This window comes from Silvimonas sp. JCM 19000 (assembly GCF_054652575.1).
Map to the genome: position 1 here is coordinate 1 of NZ_BAAIHC010000027.1, position 13,124 is coordinate 13,124.

Genomic DNA, 13,124 nt, shown 5'->3' on the forward strand with positions numbered 1-13,124 from the left:
TTTGGCGAAGCAAAGAAAAGTAACGTGCTCCCGGGCACCCCCGGGTATCAAACATGCGCCGCAGGCAAGGCGTTTAAGGTTTGTTCGGCACTTGCCGAACATCTAAAATGCGCCGCAGGCTAAGCGGTAAAGGGTTTACGAGGCGCAAGCCGAACATCAAAACATGCGCCGCAGGCTAAGCAGCTAAGGGTTTGTTAGGCACCAGCCCAACTGCGGCCAATCAGAACATCAAACCCGCGCTGCAACCTAACCCACCCCCACCCCAAAAACCCGCCCCCCTCCCACCACCCAAACCCGCGCCCGCGCATCCCGTGGCATGGTCCAGCTGCCGGTAAATTCGCCAAACGCCGGCAAGATCCCCCCGCGTTCACCAAACCAGAAACACGCCAGCCGCATCCGCTCGCGCGCGCCGCCGTGCAAGGTGATGGCAGGATGCACATGCCCGCACAAGCCATACATACCGTCCGGCAACACCACATCCGGCTCGTGGCACAAGCCCAGCCCCGCCACACACCATGGCTCGTTGACCACCTCCACCCGCAAGGATTGCGGCGGGTCGCCCGCGCGCAGATCGTGGTTGCCGCGCACCAGCACCAACCGCAAGGCGGGCCAGCGCGCACGCCAGACTGCCAGCGCCGCCAGTACTTCGGGATGCCGTGCCGAGCGGGCATGTAAAAAATCGCCCAGAAACACCAAGGTCTCCACGTCGGCGGCCAACACGTGCAGCATTTCGTCCAGCCGGGCCAGATTGGCCTGGGTAGTGCCGTGCGGCACCGGCTGGCCGAGCGCGCGATAGGCGGCTGCTTTGCCAAAGTGCACATCCGCCACCAGCAGCATTTTTTGTGCAGGCCAGAACAGGGCTTTTTGCGGCAGCAGCCATACCGTTTCGCCCGCAAGCTGCGTGCTGACGGCATGGGCCTGGCTTAATCGGGTTACAAGCTCGGCAGGCAAATCAGCTTATCCACGGTTATGGCCAAACACCCGTTTGGGGCGGGCGCGGCGGCCGCCGCTGCGGCTTTGTTTTTTGGGCATGTCAGCCGCCATAAACATGACTGCCGCGTGCGCATCGATGGCGGGGTCGGCCACGCCGCTGGCCGCGCGTTCCAGCGTGGCCACCAGGCGAGCGATGCGGTCGGCCAGTTTCTCCGACGACATACTCTCGCGAAAGCGCTCAATCAGCAGCGGAAAACCCAAAGGCGTTGGCCGAGCCAGTTTCTGGATATCGAGCCTCTGCAACTGCATATGCCGCAGCGTCTGTTGCAGCCGCACCGTTTCCAGTTCTTGCCGCAACACTTCGGTTTGTGCCTGCGTCAGCAGCAGGTTGGCCGGATCGTGTTTGCGGAAGACTTCATAAAACAGGCTAGACGATGCCTGCAATTGCCGCGCGCTTTTGCCGCCGCCGCTGCCGGGATGACCCTGGAACACCAGGCCAGAAATCCGGGCAATTTCGCGAAAGCGGCGTTGCGCCAGTTCGCCTGCGTTCAGGCTATGCAGCACGTCTTCCAGCAGATGTTCGTCGCTCAACAATTGCGGCGTCAGCAGTGCGGGCCAGTCGACGTCGGCGCTGGTCAGCAATTCAAAGCCGTAGTCATTCACCGCAATCGAAAAGGTGGCAGGCTGCAGTTGCCCCACACGCCAGCCCAGCAAAGAGGCCAGGCCCAGATGCACATGGCGTCCGGCAAACGGGTACAGAAACAGATGGTTGCCTTCGCGCGAATGCCAGACTTCCGCCAGCAAGGTGCTGCGGGTGGGGATGGCGGACCATTCTTGTTGCACCTTGAGCAAGGGGGCCACCGCCTGCATTTCCGGGCCGAGCAATGTCCCGGCTGCCGCGTGTTCCAGTTGCTCGACCATGGCGTCGGCCAGTTCAGTCGAGAACGACATGCGGCCCCCGTTCCAGCGCGGCACCGCGCCTTTGGATTTTTTGGCCAGGCGCACCAGCGCCGTCATTTCGTGAACGCGGATCAGCTCCAGCATGCGGCCGCCAAACAGAAAGGCGTCGCCGGGGGCCAGCCGCGCAATAAAGCCTTCTTCCACCGTGCCGAGGCGTTTGCCGCCCATGTATTGCACCACCATGCTGGCGTCGCTGACGATGGTGCCGATATTGCTGCGATGGCGTCGTGCCAGTGCCGCGTCGGGCACGCGCCAGATGCCGTGTTCGTCCGGCTCCACGCGGCGATATTCCGGATAGGCCGTGAGCGCGCTGCCGCCCTGGCGGACAAAGCCGAGCGCCCATTCCCATTCCGGCGCCGTCAGCGTGCGATAACTCCAGGCGGTGCGCACTTCGGCCAGTAATTCGGGCGGGGTAAAGCCGGTGCCCAACGCGATGGTGACCAGATGTTGCACCAGTACATCGAGCGGTTTGTCCGGCGGCAAGCGAGTTTCGAGGTGGCCGGTGGCAATGGCGTGGCGCGCTGCGGCGGCTTCGACCAGTTCCATGCTGTGGGTCGGCACCATGGTCAGACGCGAAGTGCGGCCAGGTTGATGGCCTGAGCGGCCGGCGCGTTGCAATGCGCGCGCCACGCCCTTGGGCGAACCGATCTGCAACACGCGTTCCACCGGCACAAAGTCGACGCCCAGATCCAGACTGGAGGTACATACCACCGCCTTCAACGCGCCCGCTTTCAGGCTGGCTTCCACCCAGTCGCGGACTTCGCGGTCCAGCGAACCGTGATGCACCGCAATCAAACCGGCCCAGTCCGGCCGCGCATCCAGCAGCGCCTGATACCAAAGCTCGGCCTGCGAGCGCGTATTCAAAAACACCAGGGTGGTGCCCGCGTCCTCAATGGCTTCGATCACTTGCGGCAACATGGCGATGCCAAGGTGACCGGCCCACGGAAAGCGCTCCAGCTTGGGCGGCAGCAGCGTATCGATCAGCAAGGGTTTGCCGATATCGCCTTGCACCACGCGGCCGGGGGCGCCGGCCAGCAACACCTCGCGTGCCAGATCGATATTGCCCAGCGTGGCCGACAAACCCCACACCTGCAGTTGCGGATTAAGTTTGCGCAGCCGCGCCAGCGCCAGTTGCAATTGCACACCGCGCTTGTTGCCGATCAGCTCGTGCCATTCGTCCACCACCACCATGCGCGCACCGGCCAACGCGTCTTGCTGCGTGGCTTTGCTCAGCATCAGCGTCAGGCTTTCCGGCGTGGTGATCAGCGCAGTGGGCAGGCGACGTTCTTGCGCGGCGCGTTCGCTGCTGCTGGTGTCGCCGGTGCGCAGCGATAGCGTCCAGTCCAGCTGCGCGCTGTCGATGGGCTCGGCCAGCGCCTTGGCGGTGTCGGCGGCGAGGGCGCGCATCGGGGTAATCCAGATCACCGTCAGTTTGGGCGCGGTCATGCGCGTGGGTTTAAGTGGCGAAGGTTCGATCTTTTTTGCGCCAAAACGCGCCAGCGCCGCCAGCCAGATGGCCCAGGTTTTGCCCGAGCCGGTGGAGGCATGCAGCAGGCCCGAATCGCCCGCGATGATGCTTTGCCACGTGGCTTGCTGAAACGGAAACGGCGTCCAGCCGCGTAAAGCAAACCAGGCGGCCGGGTCAAACGCCGAAGTGGAGGCGGGCGCGTTCATGCCATGCTCGAGGGTGGCCGCGCCGGCGTCAGCAGTTCTTGCAGATCGGCCAGCGTATTGGCTTCTTGCAGCGGTTTGTCGTGCCGCCAGCGCAAGATGCGCGGAAACCGCACCGCCACGCCGCTCTTGTGGCGTGAGCTGGCGGCGATGCCTTCAAAGCCCAATTCAAACACTTGCGACGGGGTTATCGAGCGCACCGGGCCAAATTTCTCCACCGTGGTTTTGCGTACCAAGGCGTCGACCTGGCGTATCTCTTCATCGGTCAGGCCCGAATACGCTTTGGCAAACGGCACCAGCATGCGGTCGGGCGCGCCCATGGGTTTGTCCCAGACGGCAAAGGTGTAATCGGTATACAGATTGGCGCGGCGGCCGTGGCCGGCCTGGGCGTAGATCAGCACGGCGTCAATGCTGTAGGGGTCGACCTTCCACTTCCACCAGGTGCCGACATCCTTAGTGCGGCCAACGCCGTATTGCGCCGCTTGCGCTTTCAACATCAAGCCTTCCACGCCCAAGGCGCGGCTTTGCGTGCGCAGTTCGGCATAGGCGGGCCAATCAGGCGCCAGCAGCAAGGGGCTCAGGCTGAGGGCGGGCGCGTTACAGGCCGCCACCACTTCCTGCAATTGCGCGCGCCGTTCCCGCTGCGGGCGTTGCCGCCAGTCCTGACCCTGCCATTCCAGCAGGTCATACGCCAGCAATACCACCGGCGCTTGTTGCAGCACGCGCGCAGTCAGATTCTTGCGGCCGATGCGTTGTTGCAGCAGGGCAAACGGCGCCACCCGGTCTTGCAGCCACACCACGATTTCGCCATCGATGACGGTGCCATCGGGCAAGTACATGCCCGCCGCGGCCAGTTCGGGAAAGCGATCGGTCACCAGTTCTTCGCCGCGTGACCAGACCCAGGCTTCGCCCGCGCGTTTGACCAGTTGGGCGCGGATGCCATCCCATTTCCATTCTACTTGCCAGTCGCTCGCCGGGCCGAGTTGTTCGGCCATGACGTCCAGTGGCTGGGCATAGGCATGCGCCAGAAAGAAGGGGTAGGGCTGGCCGCCGCGTGCGCCGCCGGTTTCGTCGGGCGGCGCCACCAGTGCCAGATAATGTTCGGCATCCGGCGCCGCCTGGCCTGCGGTGTAGCCGACCAGGCGCTGAGCCACTTCTTTGGGATCGAGCTTGCCGATCTGCGCCAGTGCCCGCGTCACCGTGAGCCGCGATACGCCGATCCGCAAACTGCCGGTAATCAACTTGATGCTGACCAGGCGTTGCCAGCGATCCATGGCCTGCCACATTTCTCGCAGCGCGGCTTGTTGTTGCGGCGGGCTAAGCAAGCGCAGCGCCAGCAATTGCGTCATGGTCTGCGCCAGAGGCACGTCCGTGGCGTGTGTGGGCGGCGGCAGCACCAGCGCGATGGTTTCGGCCAGATCGCCGACGGCGTGGTAACACTCATCAAACAACCAGTCGGCAAGGCCGGACATCGTTTGCGCCAGTTCGCGCAGCAAACGCGTCGGCACCAGCTGGCGCGGTTTGCCGCCCGCCAGAAAATACACCGCCCATGCCGCGTCAGCGGGTGGCGCGTTGCGTAGATAGTCGACCACCGCCGCCAGGCGGGCGTTGTTGGCGGTCATGCCGTCCAGGCTTTCGTACAGCGCGGCAAATTGCTTCATGACGCCCCCTCTGCCGGAGCGGCCGCATCATCGCTGGCCGGTGGGGTGTCGTCCTCGTCGCCGTATTCTGTCTTGAAAATCTGCGCATTCAGCCCCTGGTCGCGCAGATGGCGTACCAGCACATCGGTCGAGCCATGCGTGACATACACGTTCTGCGCACCGGTTTGGGCAATGGCCCAGTTCAGGCCGGGCCAGTCGGCATGATCAGACAGGGCAAAGCCGCGCTCGATGCCACGGCGCCGCCGGTTGCCGCGCACTTGCATCCAGCCGCTGGCAAAGGCTTCGGCGTAATCGGGAAAGCGGCGTAACCACGTGCTGCCACTGGCCGACGGCGGCGCCAGGATCAGCGCGGTGCGGGCCAGCGCCCGGTCTTCGACGTCCCCGGCGTAGCGGGTCTCAGGCAACTGCACGCCTTGCTCGCGATACATGCGGTTCAGCGGTTCGATTGCGCCGTGCATGATCAAGGGGCCGATCGCAGGATCAATACTGGCCAGGATGCGTTGGGCCTTGCCAAAGGCGTAGCAATACAACACCGATGGCCGTCCTTGCGCTGCATTACTGCGCCACCAGGCGTTGACCTGATCAAACAATTCGGTGGGATCTTGCCAGCGATAGATAGGCAGGCCAAAGGTGGATTCGGTGATAAAGGTGTGGCAGCGCACCGGCTCAAACGGCAGACAGGTGGGGTCGTACTGGGTTTTGTAATCGCCCGAGGCCACCCACACTTCGCCCGCGTATTCCAGCCGCACTTGCGCCGAACCGAGCACATGCCCGGCCGGGTGCAGACTGAGTTTGACGCCGTGGTGCAGCAGCGTCTCGCCATAGGGCAGGCCTTGCACATTGATCTCACCCAGGCGCGCGCGCAGGATGCCCAGCCCGGCTTGTGACGCCAGATAATGCGCATGTCCCCAGCGCGCATGGTCGGAATGGCCGTGCGTAATCACGGCCCGTTCTACCGGCCGCCATGGGTCGATATAAAAATCGCCAGGTGGGCAGTACAAGCCTTCGGGGCGTGCGACCACCAGGTTCATGAGCGGGCTCCTGAAGTGGGCGGGCAAGCACAACGGAACGGGGCGTGCGGGGCAGCGATAGTCATGCTTGCATGCTAACCAGATCGCGGGTTACAGCCTGACGGCGATGCGCGCAACCGCGCTGCGGGATAGTGCGGGAAATGGTGACGGACGATTGCCTACATGGCCTGGTTTGCGTCGGCATAGGGTGGTCGAGACCCACCAGACACAGCCGTCGATCCCGTGCCGCGTTGTTCTTGGCCGGCCGCTTTGGGGGGGGGGTCTAGACCCACCCTATGCGAACTGGGCGGTCATGCTTGCCAATGCTCGATTGGCTCGGGGCGGCCGAACAGGTAGCCCTGGCAGACGCGGCAGCCGGCTTCGGTCAGAAAATCCAGTTGCGCCTGGTTTTCTACGCCTTCGGCGATCACCTGCAAGCCTAACGACCGGGCAATGGCGACGATGGCGCGCACAATGGCGGCGTCGTTGGCGGAGGTCATCACATCGCGCACAAACGATTGGTCGATCTTGATCTGGTCCAGCGGCAGCCGTTTCAGATAAGACAGCGAGGAGAAGCCGGTGCCAAAATCATCGAGCGAAAAAGTGACGCCCAGCGCACGGATGGCGCGCATGCGTTCGACCACTTCGTCGACGTTTTCCAGCACCACGCTTTCGGTCAATTCCAGCTGCAAGCGCGCTGGATTGGCGCCGGATTCCTGCAGCGCCTCGCGCACGCGCTCGACGTAATCGGGCTGGTGAAACTGGCGCGCGCTCACGTTGATGGCAATCTTGAGATCGCGTTTGTGCGGGTCGGCGGCCCAGGTGCGCAACTGCTGGCAGGCGGTCTGCATCACCCAGTAACCGAGTGGAATAATCAAGCCGCTGTCTTCCGCCACCGGGATGAATTGCGCGGGCGAAACGGCCTGATGCTGCTCGGGAAACCAGCGCACCAGCGCTTCGGCACCAATCAACCCCTGATCCAGATGCACCTGCGGTTGGTAGAACAGCCGAAAGCCATTGCCATGCAGGCTGTGGCGCAAGGCGGCTTCCATGGCCGAACGCGCATTGATGGACTCTTGCATCGCCGGGCTGAAAAACCGCACCGCATTGCGTCCGGCGGCCTTGGCCTGATACAGCGCGACGTCGGCTTGTTTCAGCAAAATGCTGGACTCCACGGCATGATCGACAAACACCGTCACGCCGATGCTGGCGGTGCTGTGATGGCCCACTTCTTCGTCGAGGATGGAATAGGGCTGGTCGAGGATGCTGCGGATCTGCTCGGCATAGGCTTCGGCTTGCAACTCGGCGCCGGCGCGGTCGCCGCCCAGCATTTCCAGCAACACCACATATTCATCGCCGCCCAAGCGGCTAACGGTATCGCGCGGGCGTAAACAGGACTGGATGCGCTCGGCCACCGCCACCAGCAAACGGTCGCCCACGGCGTGGCCTTGCGTATCGTTCAGCACCTTGAAGTTATCCAGATCCAGAATCATCAAAGCGCCCAGCTCGCCGGTGTCGGCGCTATTGGTCAGTGCCTGTTGCAGGCGGTCCATCAGCAGGCGACGGTTGGGCAAGCTGGTCAGCGGGTCAAAGTAGGCCAGATGACGGATTTGCGCTTCGGTGGCTTTGCGTTCGGTAATGTCGCGCACCACCAGTTGCAGTATCGGGCGGCCGTCCAATTCCAGCGCGTTGAGCAGGATTTCGGTGGGGAAAATCACGCCGTTGTCCAGCCGCTTGAACAGCCATTCAAAGCGCACGCTGCCTTCGCGAAACGCAGTTTTGACCAGCTCACGCCCGCGCTCGAAAGCATCCTCGCCATTGGCCTGGGTGGGCGCCCAGTAATCGCGCATGGTCAGCGCCTTCAGTTGCTCGGCACTTTGCGCACCCAGCATGCGCAAAGCGGCGTCGTTGCAATCGATGATGTGGTCACCGTCGCGCAGCCATACTGCATCGCCGGTGGCGTTGTACAGCGTGCGAAAGCGTGTGCCGGAGCGCTCGGCTTCTTCTTTGCTCTGGCGTAGTTGTTCGATGGTGGCAAGCTCATTGCGGCGGCGCCGATACGAGTTATTGGCCGCGCCCAGCGTGATCAGGGTAAAGCCGCAAGCCAGCGCCAGACTGACCTCCAGTTCGCGATACCAACCGGCCAGATAATCCTGGGTGGCTTCGCCGACAAAGATATACAGCGGCTGACGGTCCACACGGCGAAAGGCCATGCGCCGGCGCACGCCATCCAGCGAGACCACCGTCTCGTAAGTGGCGCCGTCCGGGTGGAGCCGCACCATATCGGCGGTGGCTTGCGATACCGTGGTGTTGCCCGCCGTTGGATTGCCATCACCGACTTCCGGAATCCGGATCCACAAGCGCATTTGCGTATCGCGCAGGGTAATCAAACCGTGCTCGCCGATATCGAGCGGCACAAACAATTCGCGAAAATACGCCAGCGGCAAAAAACCGGACACCACACCGGCAAATTCGCCCTGGGGCCCGGTAATGCGCCGCGCCACCACCATGCCCCAGGTATGGGTAATACGGCTGATCAGCGGGTCGGAAATGACCACGGTTTCAGGCGGTGCCACCGCCAGTTGCTGGAAAAACGGTCGGTCGGCCGAATTAAGCGGCGTTTTGCCGATGGCGCCCTCGGTGTATTGCAGCCGGCCGCGCGCGTCGCTGATGCGGATGCCGTCCAGTTCGGGGCTGAGACGATGTTGCTGGCGCACCCAGTCGGCCAGATGGGGCCACTCCAGTTCGCCGCGGCGTAATTGGCCTTCTACTTCATGCGCCACGGCAAACAGGCTGACGTCGATTTTCTTGAGCGTGCCGGACACGCTGATCGACAGCGTCTGCGCCAGGTTCTGCGTGGAAAGTATGGTCTGGCGTTCATATTGCAGATGGCTTTGATACAGCGCGGCGCCCACCAGCAAATAGACAAACGCATTCATCAGCAGTACGCCCGCAACCAGCCTGATCACAAACGAATTGCGTGCGCGGGTCATAGGCGGGGCGGGCCTTTTTAATAATGGCAATGATGTGTTTTATAGCCGCTGCGAGCGCGCGCGGCGCGTGTTTCCCGCAGAAGCACGCACCGCCTTGTTAACAAAATGCCCATCGCACTTATTGGCCGTTCAGATCGCCTCGGGTTGAACCCCCGTTACCCGGTTGCAAAGTGGCCGGATTAGCGCCGCCCTCGATGCCATTGGTGGCGCCGTTATTGATGGTCGGCGTGCCGCCACTGGTGCTGCGGCCTGGCACCATATTGCTGGTGTTGTCGTTATTGGCCGGGCTGGCGTTCAGATTGCTGTTGCCGTTGGTGGCACCCGGGCTGTTGGCCGCGCCTCCGCCGCCATTGGCGGTGCCACCCACATTGGTGTCCAGCCGTTGCTGGGTCTGACCATTGTTGGTGCCGGCCGTGGAGTTATTGCCAAGGCTGGCGCCGTCTTGCGGTGCCGGAGGCGTGCCAGCGGCCATGGCGGTGCCGCACAACAGCGCGGCGCTACTGAGCAATAGTTTGATGGTGTTTTTGCCTTGCATGATGTGACTCCCGTGTTGGTAGTACGTGTAGCCATGCTGGCACCGGCCGGGTGCACACTGAATAAGCCTGCGCCCGACTTGGCTGTCGGCCGATCAAAAAAACCCGGGCTAGTCTGGCGCACGCGGCAGTCAGTCGCTGCCGCGTGATGTGTCCCGCTCCCACCGATAGCGCCGTGTGCGCTGGCGCATTGCATTTAAAGCGGCATTTAAAACGCATTTGTTGGCGGATAAATCGGGAATTGTGTTTTAAAGAGGACAATGGCAAATGTGTTTCTTGATTTGTCCATGACGTATCTGGCAATGTCAGCGCGTGATTGCAAATACAGGTCAGGGCATCGGATCAGTCGAATTCCAGTGGGGACTGGAAAAAGCAGTATCGGCCGATTCGGTGCGTATTTGCCTTTGCATGCACCAGTATGGACATAACAAGGGGATCAGCAATGAATAAAGTGGTGATCGCAGTCGCGTTATGCGTGGCAGGGGGTGCTTATGCCTACGTCAGCAGTAAAAAAGTATCCGGGGATGGGGTTAAAGAATTCTATAAAAATGATTTTGACAATACGGTGCAAATGCAGACCGATGCCTTGTGCAATGAATATGCAGACAGCTTTGAAGGTTTGAATGTGAGCGAGCAATTCGGCCAGAAAGTCAGCAAGGCCGAAACCTGCGATACGCAAAAAAAGACTTTTGAAGCGATCCGCAAACAACGTGACGCCAACAATGGCGCGGGCGCTATCGCCTACAAGGTGGATATCAAATCAATAACGCTCAGCCAGGATGAACGTTCTGCCACGGTTGAGCTGGCGTACACGTTTAATATGGTGCCGGTCATCAAATCCAGCGGCACGCGTAAAGACGTTATCGAAAAAGTGGATGGGCAATATCAGATTGTGCAATCAACTGATTCAGGCCAGACAGTTTACGGTTCGCAATAAAGCGTTGCTGGAATAAAAAAAACCGGCGCAATAAAAACGATTGCGCCGGTTTTTTATTTAGCTGCGGCAAAGCAGATTAATTGATCACAAAAGTTGCATCCGATTTATCCAGCGCGGATGAGCTATTGAGGATCGGCTCGCTGTATAGCAATGAATCGCGATGGCGCATGAAATTGCCCGGATAGTTATACGATTCAAACGAGATATTGCCCGGATCAGCCCAACCCACGCGCGGCCGCCAGGTGGCATCGGCTTTGAATAAATCGGTGCCGTCATTGGCATCTTTCCAGACTTCGCCATTGCGATGGCGCAAATACTGGCCCGGATAATTAATAGATTCAAACGACACCGCCAGCGGATCGGCCAGACCTGGCACCATACGCCATTGTGAATCGGCGGCCGGTGTCACATTCGGATCAATGCGGGCGCGCGAGTTTTGATGGCGTATGAAATTGCCGGCGATATTGCTGGCGCCAAAGCGCACGCTGGCCGGGGCAAATGCCGGGGCTATCACCGACAGGGCGCGTCGGCTCATGCTGGCGCTGGACCATGTCACGTGCATATTGGACGCGCCGGTGCCATGCACATATTCCACCGTCACCGGGTAATTGGTGTTGGCGCTTAAGGCGATGCTGCCCTGGCTGGTGCTGCGGCCGGCACTGGTCTTGTTGATCACCTGCACATTGTTGATCCAGACCCGCGCGATATTGTCGCTATCGGCGTACACGGTGAAGGTTTCGCTGCTGGTGGGGCGCAAGGTGCCGGTCCAGCGGATGGCGTAATTGGTTTCGCTCACCCCGGCCGAGGCATCGGGCGATGCCGTGCCGCGTTCGGTGTTCAAATCGAAATCAATTAACGGCGTAATCGAGGTCTTGATTTGCGTGGCGAAATTGCCATTGAAATAGGTCACGCCAAACACCGGCATATTGGCCTGCGCGCCATTCAACGCCACCACATCAGCCACTTGCCACGGATGTCCATCGGGATAAACGATGCCGTGGAAAGGCGTGGTCGGTTCTGCCGCACCCTGCGGACTACCCCAGGGAAAACGCGTGTTGGTCCGGCCGATGCCCAGTTCCCACATGATGTAGCCGGTGCCGCGGCCACCGTAATTGGTCACGATACCGGGCACGCTCTGGCTGCCGCGATTCATGCTTTCGGAATTGAGTACGGTGCTGCCATAGGGGCCGGGATAATCGCCGCCATAAGGGTGGAAAGAAAAGAAATCCGAAAAATACGTGGGCTCCGACATCTGCACCGTTGGCGACCCCACCGGGATGCTGGTGCCAGTGTCTTTGATGGCGATGCGGGCATCGTTCATCAAATCGCGCGATTGATCGGGCAAATCGCCGGTACAACCGGCTTCATTAAGTTGTTCCCAGAAGATAATGCGGTTGTCGTTGAGATGCGCGTTGACCACGTCCTGCACATATTGGCGGATTTGCGCCTTGTAGCTGGCGGGATAAACGTTTTTGATGGCGCGGCCTGGCGATTGCACCCAACGGCTGTTATGAATGCCGGGAACCGGCGCGCCCTGAGCGCCTAATGCCGGTTGCCGCACACTGCCGTCGGCATTGGTGCCCCAGCAATCATCAAAGAAGATGGGCGAGACCTTGATGCCGCGCCGATTGGCAATTTGCAGAAAATTTTCCAGCTTGTTGAGCAAGCCGGCTTTGTCGTTTTCCCACAGCAGATAGTGCAGATAAATCGCCACGGTATTGATGCCATAAATCTGCGCATACGCCAGCTCTCTATCCACGATGGCCGAGTCGTACGACTGCCACCACTCGATGTAATTAACCGCATTGGTCGGCGTATAAACCGCGCCTTTCACGCTGGAGAAATTCCACGTGGGCACGGTCTGGCTGCCGTTATCGGTGATGCTGACATTGCTGAAGGTGGCGTTGGTGCCCATGACCCGTAAACCGGCCGCGCCGTTCAGATAGGTGTCATCGGCCGCGCTTAGTACCTGCACGTTATTCACGAACACTTCGATGCGCTTGCCCGCCGTCACCAGTTTGAGGTGATACGCGGTATTGGGATTGATGGTGTAGGGATACGCGATCATCTGCGTCCAGTTATTGTTGGCGCGGCCTAATACCACGGTGTTCTTTTGCGTATTCAGGCCCACGTAATAGCCGGAATACGCATCGGTACCGGTAGCCAGATTGCTGGCATGAAAAATAAAGCCGGCGTCGCCATTGGCGCCCAAGGCAATATCGGCCTCCATGGTTGAGCTTTGATAACTGGTGCCTGCCTGTATGGCCTTGTTGCCGAGACCGGCATCCACGGTGTGCGTGCTGCCGCTATGCGACCAGTTGCCTCCGTAATTGGTCCAGGTGTCGGCATAGGCCGGTAGCGCCAGCAGTAGCGCCGTGGCGCCCCCCGCCAGCGCCTGCAAAGCGCGGTTGTATCGATTTCCCATC

General features: G+C 60.9%; 8 protein-coding genes. 1 reads left to right on the top strand and 7 read right to left on the bottom strand.

Translation table 11 applies throughout. From position 1 onward, the window contains the following. Positions 1-246 precede the first annotated feature (246 nt). The 6 genes from pdeM to ACYQ1A_RS18530 all read right to left on the bottom strand — a co-directional run bounded on the left by pdeM (position 247) and on the right by ACYQ1A_RS18530 (position 9,763). A complete protein-coding gene (pdeM, locus tag ACYQ1A_RS18505; protein ID WP_499364371.1) occupies positions 247-951 on the bottom strand; it encodes a ligase-associated DNA damage response endonuclease PdeM in 705 nt (234 codons plus the stop codon). Positions 952-957: 6 nt separating this feature from the next. Continuing rightward, a complete protein-coding gene (locus tag ACYQ1A_RS18510) occupies positions 958-3,567 on the bottom strand; it encodes a ligase-associated DNA damage response DEXH box helicase (protein WP_499364373.1) in 2,610 nt (869 codons plus the stop codon). Continuing rightward, entirely contained in the window at positions 3,564-5,225 is a 1,662-nt protein-coding gene (locus tag ACYQ1A_RS18515) for an ATP-dependent DNA ligase (protein ID WP_499364375.1), read from the bottom strand. The genes ACYQ1A_RS18510 and ACYQ1A_RS18515 overlap by 4 nt, the downstream gene beginning before the upstream one ends. Beyond that, positions 5,222-6,256, bottom strand: coding sequence for a ligase-associated DNA damage response exonuclease (locus tag ACYQ1A_RS18520; RefSeq protein ID WP_499364377.1), 1,035 nt, complete (start codon positions 6,254-6,256; stop codon positions 5,222-5,224). The genes ACYQ1A_RS18515 and ACYQ1A_RS18520 overlap by 4 nt, the downstream gene beginning before the upstream one ends. Before the next feature lie 290 nt (positions 6,257-6,546). Beyond that, complete coding sequence (locus ACYQ1A_RS18525; protein ID WP_499364378.1) at positions 6,547-9,228, bottom strand: bifunctional diguanylate cyclase/phosphodiesterase; 2,682 nt, start codon at positions 9,226-9,228, stop codon at positions 6,547-6,549. 118 nt (positions 9,229-9,346) lie between these two features. Beyond that, complete coding sequence (locus ACYQ1A_RS18530; RefSeq protein ID WP_499364379.1) at positions 9,347-9,763, bottom strand: hypothetical protein; 417 nt, start codon at positions 9,761-9,763, stop codon at positions 9,347-9,349. 440 nt (positions 9,764-10,203) lie between these two features. Here ACYQ1A_RS18530 and ACYQ1A_RS18535 point away from each other — a divergent pair, with 440 nt between their 5' ends. Further along, the gene (locus tag ACYQ1A_RS18535) at positions 10,204-10,698 is read left to right on the top strand and encodes a hypothetical protein (RefSeq protein WP_499364381.1); all 495 of its coding nucleotides are present in this window, start codon (positions 10,204-10,206) and stop codon (positions 10,696-10,698) included. Between the two features lie 76 nt (positions 10,699-10,774). Here ACYQ1A_RS18535 and ACYQ1A_RS18540 read toward each other — a convergent pair whose 3' ends face one another. Continuing rightward, the gene (locus ACYQ1A_RS18540; protein WP_499364383.1) at positions 10,775-13,123 is read right to left on the bottom strand and encodes an AbfB domain-containing protein; all 2,349 of its coding nucleotides are present in this window, start codon (positions 13,121-13,123) and stop codon (positions 10,775-10,777) included. Between the last annotated feature and the right edge of the window lies 1 nt (position 13,124).

Bases quoted from the DNA above. Each gene is read 5' to 3' on its own strand.
- ACYQ1A_RS18510 (WP_499364373.1), bottom strand. From the start codon at position 3,567: ATGAACGCGCCCGCCTCCACTTCGGCGTTTGACCCGGCCGCCTGGTTT.
- ACYQ1A_RS18515 (WP_499364375.1), bottom strand. From the start codon at position 5,225: ATGAAGCAATTTGCCGCGCTGTACGAAAGCCTGGACGGCATGACCGCC.
- ACYQ1A_RS18520 (WP_499364377.1), bottom strand. From the start codon at position 6,256: ATGAACCTGGTGGTCGCACGCCCCGAAGGCTTGTACTGCCCACCTGGC.
- ACYQ1A_RS18525 (WP_499364378.1), bottom strand. From the start codon at position 9,228: ATGACCCGCGCACGCAATTCGTTTGTGATCAGGCTGGTTGCGGGCGTA.
- ACYQ1A_RS18530 (WP_499364379.1), bottom strand. From the start codon at position 9,763: ATGCAAGGCAAAAACACCATCAAACTATTGCTCAGTAGCGCCGCGCTG.
- ACYQ1A_RS18535 (WP_499364381.1), top strand. From the start codon at position 10,204: ATGAATAAAGTGGTGATCGCAGTCGCGTTATGCGTGGCAGGGGGTGCT.
- ACYQ1A_RS18540 (WP_499364383.1), bottom strand. From the start codon at position 13,123: ATGGGAAATCGATACAACCGCGCTTTGCAGGCGCTGGCGGGGGGCGCC.